At 58.2% G+C, this 22,136-nt stretch carries 21 protein-coding genes; 10 read left to right on the top strand and 11 right to left on the bottom strand.

What is annotated here, in order from left to right; all coding sequences use genetic code 11:
• Positions 1–28: 28 nt before the first annotated feature.
• From VSS37_RS00980 to VSS37_RS00970, 3 genes are all read right to left on the bottom strand, one after another.
• Positions 29–1,159 (bottom strand): NAD(P)/FAD-dependent oxidoreductase, encoded by a 1,131-nt coding sequence (locus VSS37_RS00980; protein WP_324692733.1) that lies wholly within the window; start codon positions 1,157–1,159, stop codon positions 29–31.
• Between the two features lie 106 nt (positions 1,160–1,265).
• A complete protein-coding gene (gene cysS / locus VSS37_RS00975; RefSeq protein WP_324692732.1) occupies positions 1,266–2,654 on the bottom strand; it encodes a cysteine--tRNA ligase in 1,389 nt (462 codons plus the stop codon).
• A 2-nt stretch (positions 2,655–2,656) separates the two neighbouring features.
• Complete coding sequence (locus VSS37_RS00970) at positions 2,657–3,088, bottom strand: OsmC family protein (protein ID WP_324692731.1); 432 nt, start codon at positions 3,086–3,088, stop codon at positions 2,657–2,659.
• Positions 3,089–3,359: 271 nt separating this feature from the next.
• On the opposite strand from VSS37_RS00970, the gene VSS37_RS00965 reads away from it, so the two are divergent.
• The 3 genes from VSS37_RS00965 to VSS37_RS00955 all read left to right on the top strand — a co-directional run bounded on the left by VSS37_RS00965 (position 3,360) and on the right by VSS37_RS00955 (position 6,120).
• A complete protein-coding gene (locus VSS37_RS00965) occupies positions 3,360–4,157 on the top strand; it encodes a DUF4424 family protein (RefSeq protein ID WP_324692730.1) in 798 nt (265 codons plus the stop codon).
• Positions 4,158–4,159: 2 nt separating this feature from the next.
• Positions 4,160–5,458, top strand: coding sequence for an FGGY-family carbohydrate kinase (locus VSS37_RS00960; protein ID WP_324692729.1), 1,299 nt, complete (start codon positions 4,160–4,162; stop codon positions 5,456–5,458).
• A gap of 104 nt (positions 5,459–5,562) precedes the next feature.
• Complete coding sequence (locus VSS37_RS00955) at positions 5,563–6,120, top strand: hypothetical protein (protein WP_324692728.1); 558 nt, start codon at positions 5,563–5,565, stop codon at positions 6,118–6,120.
• Positions 6,121–6,158: 38 nt separating this feature from the next.
• On the opposite strand, the gene VSS37_RS00950 is transcribed toward VSS37_RS00955, so the two are convergent.
• The 3 genes from VSS37_RS00950 to VSS37_RS00940 form a co-directional block, all read right to left on the bottom strand.
• The gene (locus tag VSS37_RS00950; RefSeq protein ID WP_324692727.1) at positions 6,159–7,493 is read right to left on the bottom strand and encodes a vWA domain-containing protein; all 1,335 of its coding nucleotides are present in this window, start codon (positions 7,491–7,493) and stop codon (positions 6,159–6,161) included.
• 12 nt (positions 7,494–7,505) lie between these two features.
• Positions 7,506–8,459: a hemerythrin domain-containing protein gene (locus VSS37_RS00945; protein ID WP_324692726.1), complete on the bottom strand. Its 954-nt coding sequence runs from the start codon at positions 8,457–8,459 to the stop codon at positions 7,506–7,508.
• Positions 8,460–8,540: 81 nt separating this feature from the next.
• A complete protein-coding gene (locus VSS37_RS00940; protein ID WP_324692725.1) occupies positions 8,541–9,584 on the bottom strand; it encodes an AAA family ATPase in 1,044 nt (347 codons plus the stop codon).
• 117 nt (positions 9,585–9,701) lie between these two features.
• Between VSS37_RS00940 and smpB the strand changes: the two genes are divergently transcribed.
• Genes smpB through VSS37_RS00905 form a run of 7 tightly spaced genes read left to right on the top strand, consistent with a single transcriptional unit; the run spans position 9,702 to position 15,634 of the window.
• Positions 9,702–10,181 carry an SsrA-binding protein SmpB gene (smpB, locus tag VSS37_RS00935; RefSeq protein WP_324692724.1) on the top strand — a complete coding sequence of 160 codons (480 nt, stop codon included), beginning with the start codon at positions 9,702–9,704 and terminating at the stop codon, positions 10,179–10,181.
• Between the two features lie 52 nt (positions 10,182–10,233).
• The gene (locus tag VSS37_RS00930; RefSeq protein ID WP_324692723.1) at positions 10,234–11,394 is read left to right on the top strand and encodes a branched-chain amino acid ABC transporter substrate-binding protein; all 1,161 of its coding nucleotides are present in this window, start codon (positions 10,234–10,236) and stop codon (positions 11,392–11,394) included.
• 30 nt (positions 11,395–11,424) lie between these two features.
• Entirely contained in the window at positions 11,425–12,357 is a 933-nt protein-coding gene (locus VSS37_RS00925; RefSeq protein WP_324692722.1) for a branched-chain amino acid ABC transporter permease, read from the top strand.
• Positions 12,350–13,411, top strand: a complete 1,062-nt coding sequence (locus tag VSS37_RS00920) for an ABC transporter permease subunit (protein WP_324692721.1) — start codon at positions 12,350–12,352, stop codon at positions 13,409–13,411. The genes VSS37_RS00925 and VSS37_RS00920 overlap by 8 nt, the downstream gene beginning before the upstream one ends.
• Complete coding sequence (locus tag VSS37_RS00915; RefSeq protein WP_324692720.1) at positions 13,408–14,178, top strand: ABC transporter ATP-binding protein; 771 nt, start codon at positions 13,408–13,410, stop codon at positions 14,176–14,178. The genes VSS37_RS00920 and VSS37_RS00915 overlap by 4 nt, the downstream gene beginning before the upstream one ends.
• The gene (locus VSS37_RS00910; protein ID WP_324692719.1) at positions 14,175–14,888 is read left to right on the top strand and encodes an ABC transporter ATP-binding protein; all 714 of its coding nucleotides are present in this window, start codon (positions 14,175–14,177) and stop codon (positions 14,886–14,888) included. The genes VSS37_RS00915 and VSS37_RS00910 overlap by 4 nt, the downstream gene beginning before the upstream one ends.
• 2 nt (positions 14,889–14,890) lie before the next feature.
• Positions 14,891–15,634, top strand: a complete 744-nt coding sequence (locus VSS37_RS00905; protein WP_324692718.1) for an RNA methyltransferase — start codon at positions 14,891–14,893, stop codon at positions 15,632–15,634.
• Positions 15,635–15,647: 13 nt separating this feature from the next.
• Here VSS37_RS00905 and VSS37_RS00900 read toward each other — a convergent pair whose 3' ends face one another.
• The 5 genes from VSS37_RS00900 to VSS37_RS00880 are packed head-to-tail and all read right to left on the bottom strand — an operon-like array spanning position 15,648 to position 21,946.
• Positions 15,648–16,754: a 4Fe-4S binding protein gene (locus VSS37_RS00900; RefSeq protein WP_324692717.1), complete on the bottom strand. Its 1,107-nt coding sequence runs from the start codon at positions 16,752–16,754 to the stop codon at positions 15,648–15,650.
• A gap of 3 nt (positions 16,755–16,757) precedes the next feature.
• Positions 16,758–17,525 (bottom strand): TorD/DmsD family molecular chaperone, encoded by a 768-nt coding sequence (locus tag VSS37_RS00895; RefSeq protein WP_324692716.1) that lies wholly within the window; start codon positions 17,523–17,525, stop codon positions 16,758–16,760.
• On the bottom strand, positions 17,518–18,276 hold the full coding sequence (locus VSS37_RS00890) for a 4Fe-4S dicluster domain-containing protein (RefSeq protein ID WP_324692715.1): 759 nt from the start codon (positions 18,274–18,276) through the stop codon (positions 17,518–17,520). The genes VSS37_RS00895 and VSS37_RS00890 overlap by 8 nt, the downstream gene beginning before the upstream one ends.
• 20 nt (positions 18,277–18,296) lie before the next feature.
• On the bottom strand, positions 18,297–20,858 hold the full coding sequence (locus VSS37_RS00885) for a molybdopterin-dependent oxidoreductase (RefSeq protein WP_324692714.1): 2,562 nt from the start codon (positions 20,856–20,858) through the stop codon (positions 18,297–18,299).
• Positions 20,855–21,946: an alpha-amylase family protein gene (locus tag VSS37_RS00880; protein WP_324692713.1), complete on the bottom strand. Its 1,092-nt coding sequence runs from the start codon at positions 21,944–21,946 to the stop codon at positions 20,855–20,857. Before VSS37_RS00880 ends, VSS37_RS00885 begins: the two co-directional genes overlap by 4 nt.
• Between the last annotated feature and the right edge of the window lie 190 nt (positions 21,947–22,136).

Below are 22,136 nucleotides of genomic sequence, written 5' to 3'. Positions count from 1 at the left end.
TTTTCTTTTATCCGAAGTTTTGTGCTGTTTAGCGGTACTGGCGCAGATACCACCACTCAAAGCCACGTTTTATCCAATGGAATGCCCGGCAATTGGGCAACATCAGGTTTTTCTGTTCAGTGCGCGACACCAGAATGCCTTTGTTGTTGGAATCAACGATACACATCAATTCAACTTTGAAAGTGGCGTCAGCGGACTGGCCTGTCAGTTCTGCCAGTACGTTTTTCGCTGCTGCTTCGGCTTGCAAGTCGGCCATGTGCGCCTGTTTCGGCATCCAGTCCGGGCCGGGGAAGCTGCCGGAATCGCCCGCAACATAAACCTTGTCCCAACCCACGACCTTGCAGTGCTGGTCAGCCTGGAGCAGGCCGCCGGAGGAACGTGGCAGTTCAGTGTTGTCAAACCACAGGTTACCCGTCATGCCGGGCATGAACAGGATCAGGTCGGCGGCAAACTCGCCGCCTTCGGTTTTCACCTTGTCAGCTTCGAAACCTTTCATCTTGTGGCCAAGGTGAGTTTCGATACCGCGCTTTTTCATTTCGTCCAGCAAACCGGTAACGGCTTTCTCGCCCAAACGGTTGCCGGGTTTGGGGGCAGGGCTGAAAAACACCAGCTTGAACTGGTCGCGGCGGCCTTGCTGGCGCAGCAAGGTGTCAGTGCCGAACAGGAATTCGAACATCGGGCCACCGCGCATGGCGCTGGGTTCGTTCGGGTTGCCTGCAAAACCGATGGCGATGGTTCCGCCCTGCATTTCCTGTAGGCGGTCACGGATGCTTTCAGCGGCGGCAATGCCTTCACAGGGGGTAATCGCGTGTTCGATGCCTGGCAGTTTCTTGATGAAACGGCCACCGGAGGCAATGATCAAGGCGTCGTTGGCGATTTCGCCATTGTCAGTTGTTACAACACGCCCGCCATCGCACAGGCCAGTGACATTGGCCTGGTGGAATTTGACGTCCATGCGCCGGAAAAAATTGCCCAACGGGACAATCAGATCTTCACGTTTGCGCAGGCCGCTCGGAATCCAGATGATGCTGGGCAGGTAATGCAATTCCGCGCGTGGTGAAATCAGGGTGATTTCCACCTCCTTGTCGAGTTTGCGCAATTGGCGGATGGCGCTCAAACCGGCGAATCCTGCGCCGATAATGGTGATTTGTTTGCTCATGTTACCTTTTCCTGTTCGGTTCAATGGCCGAATTATTCCGACTGATTCACTCAAGCAAAATGAGAAAAAGCAAAATGGAAATGAATCAGCGGCCTGTTTTTAATGGTCAGGCCCGCCTCCAGGTGGTTTTTCCTGCGCTGTCTTCCAACATCACGCCCTTGGCTTTCAACATATCACGGATACGGTCGGATTCCGCCCAGTTTTTGCTGGCGCGCGCTTCCAGACGCTGCTGGATCCATGCATCGATGTCGGCGTCGCTTAGGCCGTCTGCGCTGGCGCCGCCGCCCTTGAACCATTCCTCGGGCGGGTCTTGCAGGATGCCCAGCGCCTTGCCAAGCAGTTTCAGCAATGCACCCAACGGGGCGGCGGCGGCCTCGCTTTGTTCGGTGCGGATGCGGTTGATGTCGCGGGCCAGTTCGAACATGACGGCGATGGCTTCTGGCGTGTTGAAGTCATCATTCATGGCGGCGTTGAAGCGCCCCTGATAATCGGTGTAGTTGGCTGCGCCCACTTCAGGCAGGCCACGCAACGCCGTGTACAGGCGGCTGAGGGAGGCGTTCGCCGCATCCAACTGGTCGGTGGCGTAGTTCAATGGGCTACGGTAATGGCTATTGAGGATGAAGAAGCGCACCGCTTCCGCCCGGTAATGTTGCAGCACTTCGCGGATGGTGAAGAAATTTCCCAGCGACTTTGACATCTTTTCGTCATTGACGCGGATGAAGCCATTGTGCATCCAGTAGTTGACGTGCTTGTGGCCGGTGCAGCCTTCGCTCTGGGCGATTTCGTTTTCATGGTGCGGAAACTGCAAGTCGCTGCCGCCGCCGTGGATGTCAAAGTGGTCGCCCAACAGTTTCTGCGACATGGCGGAGCATTCAATGTGCCAGCCGGGCCGACCGGCACCCCAAGGCGCATCCCACGAAGGGTCGCCGGGTTTGCTGGCTTTCCACAGTACAAAATCCATCGGGTCGTCTTTCACTTCATCGACCGCAACCCGCTCTCCGGCGCGCATGTCTTCCAGTTTGCGGCCAGAAAGCTTGCCGTAGCCGTCAAATTTTGAGACGTCGTAATACACATCGCCATTGCTTCCCTGATAGGCCAGCCCCTTGTCCAGCAAAGTCTGGATCATCTGGGTCATCGCCGGAATATTGCCGGTGGCGCGCGGTTCGTCATCCGGGCGCAGCACATTGAGGGCGTCTTCGTCCTCATGCATGGCGTCGATGAAACGGGCGGTGAGCGCCCCGATGGGTTCGCCGCCTTCCGCTGCCCGCTTGATGATCTTGTCGTCAATATCGGTGATGTTGCGCACGTACTGCACCACATAGCCGCTGGCTTTCAGGTAGCGGTAAACGGTGTCGAACACCACCATGACCCGGGCATGGCCCAGATGGCAATAGTCGTAGACCGTCATTCCGCACACATACATGCGCACTTCGCGGGGGTGGATGGGGTGAAAGGTTTCTTTTTGACGGGTCAGGCTATTGTAGATCTGTAACATGGTCAGTTTTCGGGTTGGTCAACAAGTTTGCTCAGGATGGTTGCGCCGTGGCTCAAGGTCTTGTGCACCGGGCAGCGGTCAGCGATGTCCAGCAGGCGTTCGCGCTGGTCATCGCTCAGTTCGCCAATCAATTGGATGTCGCGTTCGAAAACGCTTTGCTTGTTGGCGTCGCGGCTATGGCGCAAGGTCACAATGGCGTTTGTCAATGGCCATTTCTTGCGCTCGGCGTACATGCGCAAGGTCATGGCGGTGCATGCCCCCAAGGCGGCTTTCAAATACTGGTAGGGCGCAGCGCCGAGGTCGTCGCCACCTAGCGGCACGGGCTCATCCGCCACCAACTGGTGTTTGCCTGCGTTAATGTCGCAGGTGTAGCTCCCTTCTGAGTCGCGGAGGTTCACTGTGACGGTGTGCGGGTCTTTCGCATGTGCGTCCATAAGTTTCCTTTGGTTGAAAACGTAAGCGCCGATAACTGGCTGGATAAGGTGCAGGCATCCTGTAACCGCAACAATGTCCGGCACCTGTCACATCCAACTGACCGCCTGCATCTTTGGGGGGCTTGTCCGGTACTGGAAGCGCCCTAGTTGCAACCGGGCAAACCGGGTATTGTTTCGGCTATAGGACAGAATGTTAGCGGAAAGGCAGGCAGGCTGCCAGCCTGTATCGTTATACTGGCAGCCTTGGCTTCACATACTGGGGGAATGAAGGATGATCAGCTCAATAGCAAGGGGAATGGGTTTTGCCTGCCTGCTGGCACCATTGGCGGCGACGGCCAATGATTCGGTGGCGGCGTTGGGGGCAGGGGGGATTGTTCTCGGCAAAAGCGATTCCATCGTGATGGAAAAGGAAGACCTGTTTATCAGCGAGAAAAAAATTCGCGTCAACTATGTGTTCCGCAACACCGGCAAACAGGATATTGCAACCCGGGTGGCGTTTCCCGTGCCAGCGTTTCCCATTGAGCCGGAGATGGACATTGGGTTGGATGTGAACTCCAACAACCCGATGGGTTTTTCCGTCAAGGTCAACGGCAAGCGCAAGGATTTCGACACCGAGATCAAAAAGCAAAAGGGCATGGTGAAAGTGACGCACCACTGGATGCAGGCCTTCCCGGCAGGCAAGGCGCTGGCAGTGACGCACGAATACACGCCAGCGCTTGGCGGCGAGTCCATGCTATGGTTCCAGGATGAGGAGCGGAAAATCAAGACAAGCAAATATTGTATTGAACCGGATTTCGCCAAATGGATTGACAAGGCCAGCCAGGCAGGCAATGGGGCTGGGCTTTACCCGCATTATGTCGATTACATCCTGACGACTGGCGCGAATTGGAAGGGGCCGATCGGCGAGTTCCGCCTGACGCTGGAAAAGGAAACGGCTGAAGACAAGATCAGCCTGTGTGCGACCGGCCTGAAAAAGACGGATGCGCGCACGTTTGTGCTGGAGAAAACCAACTTTACGCCGGACAAGGATTTGCATGTGATGTTTGTGCATCAAATGCACCCGGAGTGAGGGTGGGGAACGGCGACCCTGCAAATGCCTGTTACGCAGGCATTGATCTTGGCACGTCCGGTTGCCGCGTGGCCGTCATTGATGCAGCAGGCGGCGTTTTAGCCGCAACCCGCGTGGATTATCCCGCCAACGTCGGGCAAACCCCGGAATTGTGGTGGGCGGCTACCCGGCAGGTGCTGGCCGCTTTGCCGGACAGTATCCACGCCAACCTGCAAGCCATCGCAGTGGACGGCACGTCAAGCAGCATCTTGCTCACCGACCGGCAAGGCGACCCGACCACGCCCGCCCTGATGTATAACGACGCCCGTGCCGTCGAACAATCCCGCCGCATTGCAGGTGTGGCACCCCGTGAAAGCGGCGCGCACGGTGCCACCAGCAGCCTTGCCAAACTGCTGTGGCTGCTGGAACACTATCCCGGCCTGCCTCATGCCCACGCCTTGCATCAGGCCGACTGGATCGCTGGCAAGCTGGCGGGGCATTTCAGTTTCAGCGACGCCAACAACTGCCTGAAGTTGGGGTTTGACCCGGTGAGGCAGGAATGGCCGGAATGGGTGAAAAAGTTGGTTCCGGAATACCTGTTGCCCACCGTCTATCTGCCAGGGGAAGCAGTCCCCTCTGGCAGGGAGGAAGTTGGGGAGGGGTTGCTTCCCCACGTTGTCCTGCGCGCTGGAACCACCGACAGCATCGCCGCCTTTATCGCCACTGGTGCCAGTGCAATCGGGGATGCTGTCACCTCATTAGGCAGCACCATTGCCCTCAAAATCATCAGCGACCAGCCGGTTTTCGCCCCGGAATATGGTGTGTACAGCCACCGTCTGGGGGAAATGTGGCTGGCGGGCGGCGCCTCCAACAGCGGCGGGGCGGTGTTGCTGCACTTTTTTCCCCGCGCCGAACTGGAGCGGTTGACCCCGCAATTACGCCCTGGGCAACCTGTGGGGCTGGATTACTACCCGTTGACCCAACCGGGCGAACGCTTTCCCCACGCCGACCCGCAATGGCAGCCCCGCCTGACGCCACGCCCGGTGGATGACGTGCAATTCCTGCAAGCGATGCTGGAAGGCATGAGCCGTATCGAGCATGCAGGTTGGCGCAAGCTGCATGAACTGGGCGCGCCGTATCCGGTTACGCTGCGCACGGTGGGCGGCGGTTCCGGCAACCCTGCTTGGATGCGGATGCGGCAGCAGATGATTGGTGTTCCTATGCCGCCCGCCCATCAGCATGGGGCGGCCTACGGTGCCGCGTTGCTGGCGCTGCATATTGCCGGAAATAACTTCCCCGAATCTTTCATAAATAATATCTAAAGTTATTTGCGGCTGAATAGCTGGTTAAATTGCCTGGTCATGCTATAAAAAGATCAATGCGAGGTTTTTCTATTTCTATCTCTTTTAGTAAAGACGGTAATTTCATGGATAAGAAAGAAAGAATGGTCAGGAGCGTCCTGCCAGCGCGAGTGTGGTTTTCTGTTTTATTCTTTGCGGGTTTGAGTAGCGGTTGTTCGTCGCTTGACGTATTGGGCGACAGCGAGAGCAAAAGCTCCACCATTAACCCCGGTAATTTAACCAGTTACGTCAGTAATCAGGATAGTGTCCACCAAGGGCTGCTGCAATTGGCGGGGTTGCAAGAGCAGCCCGCCACAGCGGATGAATGGAAGCAATTCATTATGGCCGGGGTGCAATACTCCAACCAGAAATGCGATATTTTCCTGAGCGATTACCAAAAGGGTGAAGCTGGAATTGCGGCCCGAAATCTGGTGCATGATTTACAGCGCCAATATGTTGAAAAGATCAGCGCCAACCAATATACTAACCGCACGGCGGCTTTTAGCGTATTGCAGGGGTATATCAGTTTGTGCCTGCCCGGCAATATTGAGGCGGCGTCCGGTGGAACAGCCCGGGTTGCCCAGCCGGGTTCGGCCACGGATGGCGGCGTCAATCTCGTGCCTTACGTAATGGTTAGCCAGTAAGTTGATGGGCGTAGGCAGGGGGAATGTCTTCCCCTGCGTCAGTTCAACTGCACCCGTGTTCCCCACGGCGTCGGTGACCTGCCTTTCACCAGCCAGATCACTGGGAAATTGGGTTGTTCCTTGGGGAACAGGCCTTGCGCATCCGTGAAATACACCAGGATGTCCGGTTGTTGGTCTTGCTGTTGTGCCCACTGGAAGACCGGGCGGAAATCGGTGGAGCCGCCGCCAGGCATGTCATGGGGCAGGGAGGCTTCCTCCCATGGTTCAAAGCGGCAGGGGAAGCCAGCCACAATCTCGGAATCGCAGGCCAGCAACGTGACTGCGGCGCGCACCTGCCCCTTGATGGCGTTGATTTCCGACAGGCAATCGAGCAATTCCTGGTCGGTGACGGAGCCGCTCACATCCAGCGCCACCACGGCGTTGATCTGGTGGCTCCTGAGGGTAGGGAAAACCGCCGGGTCGCCGCGCCGGGAAGAAGGGCGGGTGTAGCTGTAATCATCGCGGGCGATGGCGGTCATGTAGTGCGCCAGCAAGGTGCGCCAAGGCAGGCGCGGTTGCAGCAGTTCCTCCACCAACCGTTTCATTATGCTGCTGAATTTACCGGCCTGTTGCGCCTGTTGCGCGGCGCCAGCCAGCCGTTGCCGCCATTGCACGCTGAGGTCGTCGGCTTCCTGCTGGCTCAGGGGCGGTGGGGGCGGTTCACCGCCCGCAGCCTGTCCGTTTTCGCCCAGTTCCTGCTGCTGGCCGCCGCCTTTCCCTTCGGCTCCGCTCAGGGAGTGGGATTCTCCGGTATCGCCGGGTTCCTGGTCAGCCTCTGGTGGCAGGGTGCTGGGCGGAGCCGAAGCGTCTTGCCGGTCGCGGTTGTCCAGCGGGTTTTCACTTTTGTCGGTGCCGCCTTCGCTGGGGTTGTCTTCCTTGTCGTACAGGTGTTGGTCCATCGTTTCGGACAGGTCGTTGTCATCAAGGAGCGGGTAAATCTCCTCGGCCGTCATGCCAACATATTCCTTCATCATGAGCATGCCAGGTGGTGGCTTCAGGCCGTCTGTGAGCAGGATGGGGTTGATGGCGTAGTCACAGGCCAGATCCCAGCGGTGCTTGACGCGATGCTGGCGGCGCGAGAAGTGGGAAAGGGCGCAGTGCAGGGCTTCGTGGGCGAGGACGAACTGCGCTTCTTCCGTGCGTAACTCCTGTACGTATTCGGGATTGTAATAGAACTTGCGCGCGTCCGTGCCGGTGGTCGGGCACCACGCTGGGTTGGCGGCCTGTAACGGTAGGCGCAACACCAGCGCGCCCAGGAACGGTTTGTCGAGGATCAGCTTGGTGCGGGCGGCGACCAGTTTGTCTTCGATGGTTTTGGGGTCAAGGTCTGGCATGGCGGCAAGGCATCACACGGAATAAGGCAGGCGCTCGTTGAGGGACACAGCGCCGGTCTTATGGCGCGGTAGGCGCACCAGTTCCAGGTCGCAGATTTGCGTGCTGTCTGCCGGTGCATCCGCTTGGAATACGGTCAGCGGGATCACCACCGGATGCGGCCAGTCGGTTTCGGCAAAGCGTTTCAGCCATTCGCGCCGTTCTGCTTCCGGCTTGACGCACAGCAGTGCTTCGGCATTGTGGCAGACCAGCCCGTGCTGCCGGGAGCGTTCGTGCAGGGTTTGCTCCAACTGTTCAAGGGCAAGGCTTCCCGCCTTTTCCCGCAAGCCGGACATCACCTCCGCCCGGTAGTCGAAAAATTCCAGCCCCAGATGTTGCGCCAGCCGCTCCACCAGTTCCGGCTGGTAGCGCGGGAACAGCACGATGTGGCCATTGCTGGCGCTGGCTGTCTGGAAATGTGCGCCCACCGGTTCCAACCAAGCGTCAGGGTGGGTGCTGCTGGTGGTGGCCACAGGTTGCAGTGGGGCTTCAGGCGCATGGCCAAGGGGGGTGAATGTGAGCGCCGCCTCCCATTGTTCCGGGGTGAACAGGGCTTCCATCAGCGGGATCAGTTGTTGTTCTTCCAGCAGGGTGTGGCTGCGCAGGACGCGGGCAAATTCGGCCAGATCCTGCTGCGCGCTGCTTTCAGTGATGCTCTCCGCCAGGGTGCGCAGGAGGCCATGTTCCTTGCCCAGTTGCAGGTACAGCGGCAGATGTTCGCGGTGCTCTTGCACCAGTGGCGCCAGGATGGTCTGCTCTTCGTGCTGGAGGTGTGGCTCCAGTTCACGGGCATTGTACTCACGCACCCATTGCACGGCTTCCGCCAATTCGCTGGACTTGCCGCGTTGGACGATGCGTTCCAGCCTGTCGGCCAATTGCAGGCACTCAAGGTGTTCCTGCGCAAGATTTTGCATGTTCCGTTCCGTCATGGAAATGTTCCTGATCTGAAGTGTTTGTCCCAGCTTTTCAGTATAGTTTAGTTTTCCTGGTGGAAGCTTGCTTGTCGCCTGCTAATCGTACAGCAGGATGTCCCCGATTGACTGCGCCCATTGTGCAAATTCCGGGATGCCGAAGATGTCGTCCCCGACTGCGCGCAGCATGTCGGACACCAACATGACCCCCATTTCTTTCAGCGGAAAGGCTTTGGCGTAGTTGAGGATATGCCCGTAAATGAGGTGTGCTTCCGGCGTGTTTTTGGCGCGGATGGCGCGCCCCACCAGCGAAGACGCCACCGCGTATTGCAAGTCCACTTCCTTGGGTGCCTTGATGTCTTCGCCGCGCAGGATGGCGTCCAAATCCGGCATCTGGTCAAGGCTGTCGACGAACGCTTTCAGCTCAATGCCTGCCGCCGGGCCAACGCAGGCTTGCAGCGTCCCCAGCAGCAGGGCAGGGGAGTCGCTGAACTTTTGCAGGGCGCGATGGGCGAATTCCCAGGAACGCGGGGTGGGGAACGCAGCCGGATTATGCGCCGGGTCGAAGTTGAACAGCTGTTCCGGGCGGAAACGCAGGAAGCCGATAATGCGTTCATCAAGATGGTGTTTGTAGGCCCACGCCACCCAGTCATCCAGGTTTAGGTCAACCTCAAAATGTGAAAAACGGTTCGCCAACGGCGCTGGCATGGTGTACGTCACGCCCCGGTCGCCTTGGCGGTTGCCTGCCGCGAAAATCGCCCAACCATCCGGCACCCGGTAATTGCCCAGCCGCCGGTCAAGGATCAATTGGTAGGCCGCCGCCGACACGCTGGGAGCCGCCGAGGTGATTTCATCCAGGAACAGGATGCCCAGCGGCCCGTGCCGTTCTTCGTCCGGCAGCATGGAGGGGATTGCCCATTCCACCATGTCCTTTTCCCGGAATGGGATGCCGCGCAAGTCGCTAGGCTCCATCTGTGACAGGCGGATGTCGATGACCGGCGCATTATGCCGCAGGCCAACTTGCGCCACGATCTGCGACTTGCCGACGCCGGGCGGCCCCCACAGCATCACCGGGGTGTGGCTGCCTTGCAAGGCCCCAAGAAACTCTTTGTCAAGGATGGTGCTGAGGTGCGCTGGCCGCATGGGGAATCCTTATTCTGCTGTCACAAAGCGCCTGATCATAAGGGGCGCTGACAAAGGTGTGCAAATTGGCTCAAAAGCCGCGTATCATTTCACGTTTTCGTAACGTTCATTGCAATTATGGCCAAAGCAAAGAAGAAAAGTGTCCCCGGCAGCAAAACCATCGCCCTCAACAAGCTGGCGCGGCACGAATATTACATCGAACAAACCTACGAGGCGGGCATCGCCCTGCAAGGCTGGGAAGTGAAAAGCCTGCGGGAAAGCCGCCTGCAATTAAAGGAAAGTTACGTCATCCTGCAACAGGGTGAAGCTTATCTGGTTGGCGCGTTGATCAGCGCGTTGCTGTCGGCCTCCACCCACATCATTCCCGACTCCACCCGCACCCGCAAGCTGTTGCTGCACCGGCATGAACTTGAGCGCCTGAGGATGGCGGTCGAACGCAAGGGCTACACCCTGGTGCCGTTGGCGATGTACTGGAAAAGCAACCGGGTCAAAGTCGAAATCGGGCTGGCGAAGGGCAAGCAGTTGCATGACAAGCGCGACAGCGAAAAAGCCCGCGACTGGGGACGGGAGAAAGAGCGATTGATGAAGCAGCGTTAATTGACTAAGCTTCTAGACCAGCAAATCAAGACAAATTCCAGGGAGAAACCGAATGAAATCATCCTTATTGGCGCTCAGTGTGGCGCTGGCCGTTGGCCTCGGCGTCGCCGCTTGTGGCGACAAGAAGACTGAAGGCGCTGCGGCGGCGGACACGGGCGGCCTGGTCAAGCTTGGCCAGTCCTCCCCTTTGACCGGCCCGCAGGCGCACATCGGCAAAGACAATGACAACGGTGCCCGGTTGGCGATTGATGAAATCAACGCAGGCAAGCCGGTCATTGGCGGCAAGCCGGTGACATTTGAAATCCTCAGCGAAGACGACCAAGCCGACCCGAAAACCGCCACCATCGTCGCCCAACGTCTGGTGGATGAAGGTGTGGTCGGCGTCATCGGCCATTTGAACTCCGGTGCCACCATCCCCGCCTCCAAAGTGTATTCCGACAACGACATTCCGCAAGTTTCCCCTTCCGCCACCGCCATCAAGTACACCGCCCAAGGCTTCAAGACCGCCTACCGCGTCATGACCAACGATGAGCAGCAGGGCAAGGTGTTGGGTGCATATGCCGCCAAATTAGGCAAGAAAGTCGCCATCATTGACGACCAGACGGCTTACGGGCAAGGGCTGGCGACAGAAGTGGAAAAGGCCGCCAAAGCAGCCGGGGCGGAAGTCGTTGCGGTTGAGCACACCAACGACAAGGCCAGCGACTTTACCGCCATCCTGACCTCCATCAAGGGCAAATCGCCCGAGGTGATTTTCTTCGGCGGCATGGACCCTCAAGCCGCCCCGATTGCCAAACAGATGCGCCAATTGGGCATTACCGCGCAACTGTTGGGTGGCGACGGGATGCAAACGCCGAAGTTCATCGAGCTGGCTGGTGCTGACGCCGAAGGTGCGATTGCCTCCATTCCGGGCTTGCCGTTGGACAAAATGCCCAAAGGCCCTGAGTTCCAGAAAAAGTTTGAGAGCAAATACGGCCAGATCCAATTGTATGCGCCATATGCCTATGATGCGGCCTACGTGATGGTGGAGGCGATGAAGCATGCAGATTCCACTGACCCTGCCAAATACCTGCCGGAATTGGCCAAAACCAATTACGAAGGCGTGACTGGCAAAATCAGTTTCGACGCCAAAGGCGACCTGACTTCCGGCCCGATCACGTTGTACAAGGTGCAGGGCGGCAAATGGGAAACGCTGGAAACAGTCCAGCCGCAATAATCTGCACGGAACAAGGTAAGGCGGTTTTGCATGGATATTTTCGCACAGCAATTGGTGAATGGGTTGGTGCTGGGCAGTGTGTACGCGCTGGTGGCGCTGGGTTACACGCTGGTGTACGGCATCATGGAGCTGATCAACTTTGCCCACGGCGAAATTACCATGATGGGTGCGATGATCGCGCTGGCGGTGATCGGGGCGTTGTTCGGGGTGGCACCGGATTTGCCAGGCGTGGTGATTGTGGTGGCTGGCCTGCTGGTGGCGATCCCGTCGTGCATGCTGCTCGGCTACAGCATCGAGCGGGTGGCTTACCGCCCGCTGCGCCATGCGCCCCGGCTGGCGCCGTTGATCACCGCGATTGGCCTTTCCATTGTCCTGCAGAACGTGGCGATGCTGGTCTGGGGCAAGCAATACATCGCTTTCCCGACGGCCTTGCTCCCGCAGGGGCGGCATGAATTCCTGGGCGCGTCGATTACGGATGTGCAAGTCGTCATCCTGATCCTGACCGTGGCAATCATGGCTGGGTTGGTCACGCTGGTGAACCGCACCCGGCTGGGACGGGCAATGCGGGCGACAGCGCAGGCACCGGCGGTGGCGCAACTGATGGGGGTCAACGTCAATGCGGTCATTTCCGCCACCTTCGTGATCGGCTCGGCGCTGGCGGCGGTGGCGGGCGTGATGGTCAGCGCCAATTACGGACAAGCCCATTATTACATGGGCTTTTTATTGGGCCTGAAAGCCTTCTCCGCCGCTGTGCTGGGTGGTATCGGCAACCTTGCCGGGGCAATGCTGGGCGGCATTCTGCTGGGCATTATCGAGGCGCTGGGCGCAGGTTATATCGGCGACCTGACCAGCGGGTTCCTGGGCAGCAACTATCAGGACATTTTCGCGTTCATGGTGTTGATCTTGGTGTTGACGCTGAAACCATCCGGCCTGTTGGGGAGTAAGAGTGTTGAACGTGCCTGAGGCAATGAAAGGCAAGGCATGGCTGACGGCGGCTTTGTTGCTGGCCGGGCTGGTGTTGCTGCCGTTTCTGGTCGAGGCCAGCCTTGGCAAATCGTGGATGCGCATCATTGATTTCGCCCTGTTGTATATCATGCTGGCGTTGGGGTTGAATATCGTGGTCGGCTACGCCGGGCTGCTGGATTTGGGCTATGTGGCGTTCTACGCCGTGGGCGCGTATTGCTGGGCGTTGCTGTCTTCGCCGCAATTTGATTTGCATTTGCCGTTCTGGCTCATTTTGCCGCTGGGGGCGATGTTCGCCGCCATGTTTGGCGTGTTGCTGGGGACGCCGACCTTGCGGCTGCGCGGCGATTATCTCGCCATTGTGACGCTGGGTTTCGGCGAAATCATCCGCATTTTCCTCAACAACCTGAATGCGCCGGTCAACATCACCAATGGCCCGCAAGGCATCACCCTGATCGACCCGATCACGGTTGGCGGCTTTTCGTTGGGCAAAACGCAGGATGTGCTGGGAATGAGCATTTCCTCGCCGCACATGTATTACTACGTGTTCCTGCTGTGCGTGGCGCTGGTGGTGTTCGTCAGCCTGCGGCTGGAAAATTCCCGCATTGGGCGGGCATGGGTGGCGATCCGTGAGGATGAAATGGCGGCGGCGGCGGCGGGCATCAACACCCGCAACATCAAGCTGCTGGCGTTTGGCATGGGTGCGGCTTTCGGTGGTTTGAGCGGCGGCCTGTTCGCCAGCTTCCAGGGGTTTGTCAGCCCGGAAAGCTTCAACTTGATGGAGTCCATCATGATCCTGTGCATGATCGTGCTGGGCGGCATGGGCAATATTCCCGGCGTCATCCTCGGCGCCATCCTGCTGACCGTGATTCCCGAGGCGTTGCGCTACACCGGCGATTTGCAGCGGGCGCTGTTCGGGCAGGTGTTCGTTGACCCCGCTGACCTGCGCATGTTGCTGTTCGGGATTGCGCTGGTGCTGATGATGCTGTTCCGTCCCACTGGCTTGCTGCCTTCCAAACAGCGCAGGCAGGAGTTTGCGGAGGAACGCGAATGAGCACCCTGTTGCGTGTGGAGCGCGTCTCCAAACATTTCGGCGGCATCAAGGCGCTGACGGATGTCAGCTTTAGTGTGTGCAAAGGTGAAATCTTCGGCGTCATCGGCCCCAACGGTGCGGGCAAAACCACCCTGTTCAACGCGCTGACCGGCCTCTACCAGCCGGACACGGGCGTGATTGAGCTGGATGGCGTGTCGCTGTACCGCCGCAAGCCGCACCAGATACTCAAGGCCGGGTTTGCCCGCACTTTCCAGAACATCCGCCTGTTCCACAATATGACCGCGCTGGAAAATGTCATGGTCGGACGGCACACGCGCACCACCTCCGGTGTGCTGGCGGCGTTGCTGCACACCCAACATAACCGCCAGGAAGAGCGTGCTTGCGCCGCCTACGCCCTGCAATTGCTCGACCGTGTCGGCATCGGCAGGCACGCCAACGCGCTGGCGAAAAACCTTTCCTACGGCGACCAGCGGCGGTTGGAAATCGCCCGTGCACTGGCCAGTGAACCCAAACTGCTGGCGCTGGATGAACCCGCCGCCGGGATGAACCCCAATGAAAAGAACGCGCTGCGCGACCTGATGACCAGCCTGCGTGACGAAGGCTTGACCCTGATGCTGATTGAGCACGATGTCAAACTGGTGATGGGCATCTGTGAGCGTATGGTGGTGCTGGATTACGGCGAAAAAATCGCCGAGGGTACGCCTGACGAAGTGCGCCACGACCCCAAGGTCATCGCCGCTTATCTGGGCGGGGAGGTTGCCGCATGAGCCTGCTTTCCGTGCAAAACCTATGTGTCAATTACGACAGCATCCGCGCGGTCAAGGGCGTCAGCTTTGATGTCCAGCAAGGTGAAACCGTCTGCCTGATCGGTGCGAACGGCGCAGGCAAGACCACCACGCTCAAGACCCTGGGCGGCCTGTTGCCCGCCGCTTCCGGTGACATCACGTTTGACGGCAAGCGCCTCAACAATCTGCCAGCCTTCCAGATTGCTGCGTTGAATCTGGCGCTGGTGCCGGAAGGGCGCGGCATTTTTACCCGCATGACGGTGCTGGAAAACTTGCAAATGGGCGCGTACAACCGTGCCGACCATGCCGCTGTGCAACGCGAAATTGATGAAATTTACACCCTGCTGCCGCGTTTGGCCGAACGCTGCCAGCAACAGGCGGGGCTGCTCTCCGGCGGCGAACAGCAGATGCTCGCGCTCGCCCGCGCCATGCTGTCCAAGCCGAAACTGCTGATGCTGGACGAACCCAGCATGGGGCTTGCGCCAATCATGGTGCAGACCATTTACGGCATCATCCAGACCATCGCCCAACAAGGCATCACCATTTTGCTGGTGGAACAGAACGTGCGTCTGGCGCTGGGCGTCAGCCAGCGCGGTTACGTCATGGAACACGGTGAAATCACGATCAACGGGGATTCCCGCTCACTGGCGGATGATCCCGCCGTGCAAGCCGCTTATTTGGGCGAACTTTGAGTATGTACACACCTGCCCTGCAAAACCTACGCATCGTTATGGTGGAAACCTCGCATCCAGGCAATATTGGTTCAGCGGCACGCGCGATGAAAACCATGGGGATTAAGGATCTGCGGTTGGTTTCACCGCGCAAGCCGTATTCACAGGAAACCTGGGCGCTGGCCTCTGGTGCCAATGACATTGTGGAGCAGGCGCAGATCGTCCGCACCCTGCCGGAAGCGCTGGCCGATTGCCAGTATGTGATCGGTGCCAGCGCGCGTTCCGAACGCACCCTGCAATGGCCGCAATTGGATTCGCATGAATGTGGTGTCTGCATTGCGGAACGCCTGCCTGCGCAGAATGTGGCGTTGGTGTTCGGGCGCGAACGCACCGGCCTGACCAATGAGGAATTGGAGCATTGCAACGCCTTGACGCATATCCCTATGGCGTTCGGCTACCTTTCATTGAACATCGCCATGGCGGTTCAGGTGTTGGCTTATGAGTGCGCCATGGCCGTGCGCAGACCACTGCCTGAGCCAGACGAACCAGAAGAGGCGCTTGCTAGCGCCGATGCGATGGAAGGTTTCTATACGCATTTGGAACAGTCCCTGGTTGAGGCGCGTTTCCTTGACCCGGCGAACCCGCGCCTGCTGATGCGGCGGCTGCGGCGGTTGTTCGGGCGTTCAGCGGTGACGGTGAGCGAAATGAATATCTTGCGTGGGATGCTGGCGGCGTTTGGGGGCAGCAAGTTCCGGGGGCGCCCTTAGCCCTGTCCCGGTTTCAATAGACTTGGAACAGGTTGCGGTGATGGTTGGTGTGGGCGCAAATCCGGCAATGTTGCTGTACAGTATTGTCACTGACGGGATAATGGAACTGGCAGCCGCACGCTTTGCAGTTCGCCGTGACCAATTTGACCTGCTCATCCTTGAACCAACTTATCAATTCAATCTGGATGGCTTGCTGGTCGCAGGCATCCTTGCAAATATTGCAGCCGGTGCAATGGTCGGCCTGAATCCGGTAAGCCCGCGCCTGGCCTGCTTCCGTTTTTTCCAATTGCAATGCTTGGTGTGGGCAAAGTTGCACACAGGCGTCGCAACCGTTGCAAAGGGTTGCTTCCAGAACCGGCACGAATGGGTAGAGAACCTTGTCGGCCACGCCTTCTGGAGGGGCAGGCAGGGTTGTCGGCCAGGGTAGGGAAGCCTTCGGGTCTGATGGGGTGGTTTCCGCTGGTTTAAGGCCCTTTTCCACGGCGAATGAAATGGCTTGATGTAAAAACTGGCGACGGGTGGTGGCTTCTGTCTTTCCTGTTTGCAAATAGACAACTTGGGAAGCTTTTTTATGCTCTTCCCATGCTTGGGCGGAAAGCTGCGCATGCCGCACGGTGGCGGCCCCACGGCTCGCCAGCAACAAATTCAGCCGTATAAGTTGTTCACGGAAGGGATCCCCACCCCCATGACGGGGGCAGGTCTCACAATTTCCGCGACAGGACAACACCTGTTGATAACCGGCAAGGTAATGCTCCAGCAGCAGGCTAGCGTCCAGCGCATGCAAGCAGGGAACCACGCCTTCGCCTGTATACCCTTCCCCGTTGGCTTCACAGGCGAACAGCAGTGTTTTCTTACTGTCCAGCAGGCGCATCGCCGGTAGCAGGGATTGTCCTAACGCAGATTCGGTGCAGGCGGCGACACACAGGCCGCAGCCATCACAACGTTCAGTATCGATTTGCAGGCTGTCTTCATCCAAAATCCAGGCGTCGCGTGGGCAGGCCTCCACACAGCGGGTGCACTCCGCGACTTCACATTGGCTATGGACGCAGCGTTCAGGGGTAATTTCCGGAACCACCCACTCTTGAGCCAGTTGTTTGAACCATCCAGTCCGCAAACCCATGATTTACCAGCTTGGCGCAACGCCAGGAAAATATTGCATTGGCTGGGGTGTGGCTGCCGCAGTCCGTTGCGCCTTCAGCCGGGCTTCAATCGCTGCATGGCTTTCCCTGGGGGTTTCCAGGATGTCGGCCAGCAAGTCACGGATATGTTCCGCATACAGGGCGGTCAGCAACGCCAATGATGCGTAAAACGGCGTGGAGCAGCGTTGCGCCACCCGCCTGCCAAAAGGCAACAGCCAGCGCAGCAGATGTTCATCCATGAACCTTGCTGCTTCCACCAGGGGCTGCTGCTGCGCTGGACTGTCAGATGCCTGTTCCAGCAGATGCGCCACAAACAGTAATTCGTTCACCAAATGGTCGTCAGCCATACGCCGCCAGTTCGGGGCGTTCAGCCCATAGCGCTGGTAGTATTCGCGCACCTCGAACATGGGTTGCTGGCAGGTCAGCTCTTCGTCGTCCAGCCATACCGATTCGCTGGGGAACGCATGCAGGCTGCCATTGAGGTAAATGCTGGCGAAATCGGTGGCCAATGCATCCACTACTTGGGCTGTCGGCTCTTGCGGCCACTCCTGCACGGTGGTTTGCAGCACATGGGAGGCAAGCTGGAAATCCTGCTCCGGAATATCCAGCGCCAATAAAGCGGGAAACTGCAATGCCTGCAATTCGCGCATTTGTTCCGGAGTCAGCTCGCTGGCATGCAAATCCGCCAGCAGGCGCAGATCTTCGCCCGCACCCTGGCAGAAACTACGGATCAGAGCAGTGTCTTCAGCCATTGCCACCTCCTTTTACCGGAGCGGCGGCAGGGGCCGCTGCTGGTTGTTGCTGAACGGCTGCTGGTGCAACCGGCTGCTCCATGCCTTGGCTATGCGCCACAAACACGATGGATGGATTGGTCAGGTCTGGGTTGGCCATGCTCTTGACCTGCCGTGCCAGTTTGTCCATTTCACTCGGGACCATCGCCTTGGTCGGGTACTTGCCTGCGCGCAACTGGTCAATCGGGCCAATGTCCAGCACCCGCATCATGCAGGCCATCACACAATACGGCCTGCGCCCGGCGTCAATCTCATCCACGCACATATTGCATTTGGAGACGATGTTCTGTTCAGGGATGAACTGGGGCGCGCCGAATGGGCAAGCAGCTTCACAACGGCGGCAACCAATGCACAGGCTAGAGTCGATGTCGACGATGCCATCCTGTTTGCGCTTGTAGATGGCGCCAGTCGGGCAGGTCGGCAGACAGGCAGGCTCCGCGCAATGGTTGCAGGACATGTTGACCTTGTAGGCGTAGACCTCAGGGTAGGTGCCGCCTTCCACATACATGACGCGGCGGAAGCGCGGGCCTGGCGGCAGGCCGTTCTTGTCCTTGCAGGCGATTTCGCAGGCGCGGCAACCGATGCAATCAACGTTGTTGTGGATGAAGCCAAACTGCTGTTCAGGGACAACCGGCGTATAGACCTCTTTCTTGCGGCGCTTGATGGCCTCTTTGATGGCTCCCTTGTCCTTTTCAGCATTTTCGTTTGCCATGGAAAGTCCTCCTCCGGGAATTACAGGTCGCGCCGGAACACATGGCTACGGGCGGTGGACAGTTGGTCCCAGCCCGCCTTGTGTTCAAGGTCGGTTTTTTGAATGTTGCACAGTACGGTGTTGTAGGCGAAAGCGCCTGCCGGACTGGGGTTGTCCAGCGTCAACACATCGGGGTTGCCTGAACGGTCGATGCCGTTTTCATCCAGGTCTAGCCATGCGCCTTCATGCAGCACCAGCACGCCTGGCATACAACGCTCTGTCACATAAGCGGGGACAACCACCTTGCCGCGTTCATTGAACACTTCCACCGTATCGCCGGTTTTGATGCCGAGCTTTTTGGCGTCGGAGGCATTGATGGTGACTTCTTGTTCATAGGTTTCACGCAGCCAGCCGATGTTGTTGAAAATCGAGTGGGTACGCCAGCGTGGATGCGGTGAAATCAGGTGGAACGGGTGTGTGGCGGTCTTTTCCTTGTCGCCAAGGTATTCCCATGGTGTGATCCATTTGGGGATGGCGGGGATTTCATGGCCATATGCCGTTTTAGTCCAGTCGTCATACTTCGCCAGGGTGGTGGAAAAGATTTCGATCCTGCCGGAAGGGGTCTCCCAAGGCACACCTTTTTCCACGTTGTCCTGGAAGGCGACATGCGGGCGCGGCAGCTTGAATTTGTAGACGCCGTGCTGCTGGAACTCTTCCCAGGACATTTCCACCTGTTGGTGATGCATCACTTTGCTTTCCCACCATTCCTGTAGGTAGGCATTGTCCACCGCGTCATTATTCTGGAAATAATCACGGGTGGCTTTGGGGTTATAACGCCTGCCAAAATCTGCACCGCCCAGCCGGTAGGCCAGTTCGGTGTAGATTTGCAGGTCGGTTTTGCTTTCCCCTAACGGTTCGATGACTTTGGGGCGATGGATGTAATAATGCCCCTTGTACCACGGCAAGGCGACGTCATGGCGCTCGAAGTGGGTCGCCACCGGAAACAGCACATCCGCATACAGGCCGGATGGGGTGATGGTGGAGTCATTGCACACAACCAAATCCAGCTTGTTGATGGCCTGGATTTCCTTGTTGATGTTGGTGAGCTGGTTAAACCAGTCAGAGCCTTGCCAGAAAATTCCGCGAATGTTGGGAATCACGCCATCGCCAGAGCGTCCATCTGGCCACAGGCCGATTTCTTCCCGTTTCACAGTTGGATAGTTGAGCACGCAGTGTGCCCACAGGTCGGATTTGATGGAGGCGTAAAAGACGTTGGCGAATTCATCATAAGGGTAGGCCACGCCTTCAGCATGCCATGCCTTGCCGATGCCTTCCGCACAGCCGCCGAGCACACCGATGTTGCCAGTCATGGCCTGCAACGCCGCTGCCATGCGGTTGTACTGTTCGCCGTAGGCGTTACGCCCTGGTGCCCAAGAAGCCTTCAGTGCCGCTGGTTTGGTGCGGGCGTACATGTCGGCCAGTTTCTTGATGTCTTCTGCGGAGACGCCGCAGATTTCCGCCGCCCACTCCGGTGTTTTCGGGGTGTTGTCGTACTTGCCAAGGATGTAATCCTTGAAGTTTTCCTGACCTTTGGCCCACTCCGGCATAGTGCCTTCATCCATGCCCTGGACGAACTTGTTGATGAAGTTCTGGTCATGCAGGTTATTGACGAAAATATAGTGCGCCATCCCCGCCATCATCGCCGCGTCGGTATTGGGGCGGATCGGAATCCACCAAGCGTCATACGCCGACGCCGAGTCGGTGTATTGTGGGTCGATCAGGACGAACTTGCAGCCTTGCTGTTTTGCCAGCCGCATGTAGTAGAAGGTGTTGCCGCCGTGGAAGGTGTAGGCCGGGTTCCATCCCCACATGATGATCAGTTTGGAATAGGCGAAGGCATCGTCTTCGTTGCCATCCTGGATGGTGCCGTAGGTGATGCGTGAGCTGAATTTTGTCCCTTCATAGGACGGCACCGACCAAGAGCTGGTGCGGCAGCCATACATGCCAAGGAAACGGCCCAACAAGCCTTCGATCTGGTCAGATTTGTGCAATACGCCGTAGGAGGCGCCTGCATAACTCTGGTCGAGCAGGGCGGTGGGGCCGTATTTGGCCTTCAGCATCTCCATCTTTTCCGCCACCAAATCCAGTGCAGCATCCCACGAGGCGCGCTTGAACTTGCCTTCGCCGCGTGCGCCGGTGCGCACCATCGGGTACAGCAGGCGCTCTTGCGAATACAGGCGGGCGCGGTAGGAGCGGCCACGCAAGCAGGCACGCACTTGCGGCTCTTCGAAGGTGTCCTTGCCGAACTGGCCGTCTTTTTGGTAGCGGCCATCGTCAGTGGACAGGCGCACGATCACGTCACCCTTCTTATGCGCCACCAGCATGTGGCGGGAGCCGCAGTTGTGGGCGCAACTGGTCACCACAGTTTGCAGGTCATTGTCACGCGGGTAAGGCTCATAGGCGAAGGCTTTGGCTTCCTTCGGCTTGAGCGTCAGGCCGCCCGCTGCGACCGCAGCAGAACCCAGCGCCGTGGTTTTGAGGAAGTTGCGCCGATCCATTTTCAGCGATGACTTCAGTTTGTCTTTCCAGTCTTGTCCGCTCATGGCTTGCTCCCTTGTGCTGTGGCTTGCGCGGGGGTAGTGGGTGCGGCTGCGTCTTGAATCAGGAAGCGCAGGTCAGATTCAGTGGGGCGGTCTTTCGCCCAGTCCGGGGCGGTTGCGCCCATGCCTGGCCAGGAATGGCGAGGATAGGGGAAGCTGATGCGGTACCATGCCCGGCCGCCATGACAACCGAAGCAGGTGTCGCTGTTAGCCGCGCCTTCCTTCTCGATGGCGTCTGCTTTCAGGAAATTGACCTTGTGCCGGTTGGTGCGGATGGCTGCGTGGCACAGCAGGCAGTTATTCTGGAAGGCGGCACCGCTATCATGCCAAGGGCCCGGCAACCCCATGTTCTGGTAAGGGAACTGGCCATGGCACATCAGGCATACGTTGGGGTCGGCCATCTTGCGCATGGTCATGCCTGTAGGGGTGTCCGCTGCGGTATTATTCGTCTCGTCGCGTGGATTATTGCCTTGGTGACAGGTGGTGCAGCTCATGTTGGCGACTTTTTTGATGAGCGGGCCGGTCAGGTGGCGCTGATGGAATGTCATCTGCGGACCTTCATAAGTGTCCAATGTCTGATACCAAGCCAGCGTATTAGCTGTTTTTACACCGGCAGGAGATACCTCGCGAACTTTATCATCCAAGACTTCCTGATGGCATTTGAGGCAATCTGCATCCGTCGCCTTGTCGATGCCGGGCTTGAAATGAATGGGGTTCCAGCGGGCACGCTCATAGTCGGTGGTGATGGTTGTTGTGTTGCTTGCGCTGGTTTGTGCTTCAGTGGTTTGTTGGGGCGCGTCTGGGCTTGTTGCAGCCGCAGTGGTTTGCTCTCCACTGGTTTGCTGAGGTGCACCCGCGCTTGTTGTAACCGTATTGACTGCTTCCCCGTTGGTTTGTTGGGGAGATGCATTATTGGCTGTAGGTGTGGTTGGCGCATTGGACGCTGTTGCAGTGCTCGTGGCAGGTTTATCTGGGGCAGAAGTCGGCGCACTGCTTGAACCTAACATGGCATTCGCGCCTAACCCTACAACCATCGCCACAATAATGGCGGCAACTCCAACCCACCATTTGTCCTTGCCTGCTGAATTCATGAATTCTGCTCCCTATGTCTGACCGCTGTTGCAGGCAGAAAACTGCCTGCAACATGTTTTTGATCAGTATTGTCTGATCACTTGCTTTCAGGTGACATTTGACCTGGATTAATTGGCTGGTGGTGTCCAGGTTTGGCCGCCCATGCCAGACATGCCGCTCATGCCGCCCATGCCAGACATGCCGCTCATG

This window comes from Candidatus Thiothrix phosphatis, from assembly GCF_035668035.1.
Lineage (GTDB): Bacteria > Pseudomonadota > Gammaproteobacteria > Thiotrichales > Thiotrichaceae > Thiothrix > Thiothrix phosphatis.
This window is presented reverse-complemented; position numbering and strand designations above follow the sequence as displayed.

What these genes read in the sequence shown, in the direction of transcription:
- smpB (WP_324692724.1), top strand. Translation starts at nt 9,702, where the DNA reads ATGGCCAAAGCAAAGAAGAAAAGTGTCCCCGGCAGCAAAACCATCGCC.
- VSS37_RS00950 (WP_324692727.1), bottom strand. Translation starts at nt 7,493, where the DNA reads ATGCCAGACCTTGACCCCAAAACCATCGAAGACAAACTGGTCGCCGCC.
- VSS37_RS00915 (WP_324692720.1), top strand. Translation starts at nt 13,408, where the DNA reads ATGAGCACCCTGTTGCGTGTGGAGCGCGTCTCCAAACATTTCGGCGGC.
- VSS37_RS00940 (WP_324692725.1), bottom strand. Translation starts at nt 9,584, where the DNA reads ATGCGGCCAGCGCACCTCAGCACCATCCTTGACAAAGAGTTTCTTGGG.
- VSS37_RS00900 (WP_324692717.1), bottom strand. Translation starts at nt 16,754, where the DNA reads ATGGGTTTGCGGACTGGATGGTTCAAACAACTGGCTCAAGAGTGGGTG.
- VSS37_RS00905 (WP_324692718.1), top strand. Translation starts at nt 14,891, where the DNA reads ATGTACACACCTGCCCTGCAAAACCTACGCATCGTTATGGTGGAAACC.
- cysS (WP_324692732.1), bottom strand. Translation starts at nt 2,654, where the DNA reads ATGTTACAGATCTACAATAGCCTGACCCGTCAAAAAGAAACCTTTCAC.
- VSS37_RS00955 (WP_324692728.1), top strand. Translation starts at nt 5,563, where the DNA reads ATGGATAAGAAAGAAAGAATGGTCAGGAGCGTCCTGCCAGCGCGAGTG.
- VSS37_RS00885 (WP_324692714.1), bottom strand. Translation starts at nt 20,858, where the DNA reads ATGAGCGGACAAGACTGGAAAGACAAACTGAAGTCATCGCTGAAAATG.
- VSS37_RS00890 (WP_324692715.1), bottom strand. Translation starts at nt 18,276, where the DNA reads ATGGCAAACGAAAATGCTGAAAAGGACAAGGGAGCCATCAAAGAGGCC.
- VSS37_RS00925 (WP_324692722.1), top strand. Translation starts at nt 11,425, where the DNA reads ATGGATATTTTCGCACAGCAATTGGTGAATGGGTTGGTGCTGGGCAGT.
- VSS37_RS00945 (WP_324692726.1), bottom strand. Translation starts at nt 8,459, where the DNA reads ATGACGGAACGGAACATGCAAAATCTTGCGCAGGAACACCTTGAGTGC.
- VSS37_RS00930 (WP_324692723.1), top strand. Translation starts at nt 10,234, where the DNA reads ATGAAATCATCCTTATTGGCGCTCAGTGTGGCGCTGGCCGTTGGCCTC.
- VSS37_RS00980 (WP_324692733.1), bottom strand. Translation starts at nt 1,159, where the DNA reads ATGAGCAAACAAATCACCATTATCGGCGCAGGATTCGCCGGTTTGAGC.
- VSS37_RS00910 (WP_324692719.1), top strand. Translation starts at nt 14,175, where the DNA reads ATGAGCCTGCTTTCCGTGCAAAACCTATGTGTCAATTACGACAGCATC.
- VSS37_RS00965 (WP_324692730.1), top strand. Translation starts at nt 3,360, where the DNA reads ATGATCAGCTCAATAGCAAGGGGAATGGGTTTTGCCTGCCTGCTGGCA.
- VSS37_RS00895 (WP_324692716.1), bottom strand. Translation starts at nt 17,525, where the DNA reads ATGGCTGAAGACACTGCTCTGATCCGTAGTTTCTGCCAGGGTGCGGGC.
- VSS37_RS00880 (WP_324692713.1), bottom strand. Translation starts at nt 21,946, where the DNA reads ATGAATTCAGCAGGCAAGGACAAATGGTGGGTTGGAGTTGCCGCCATT.
- VSS37_RS00970 (WP_324692731.1), bottom strand. Translation starts at nt 3,088, where the DNA reads ATGGACGCACATGCGAAAGACCCGCACACCGTCACAGTGAACCTCCGC.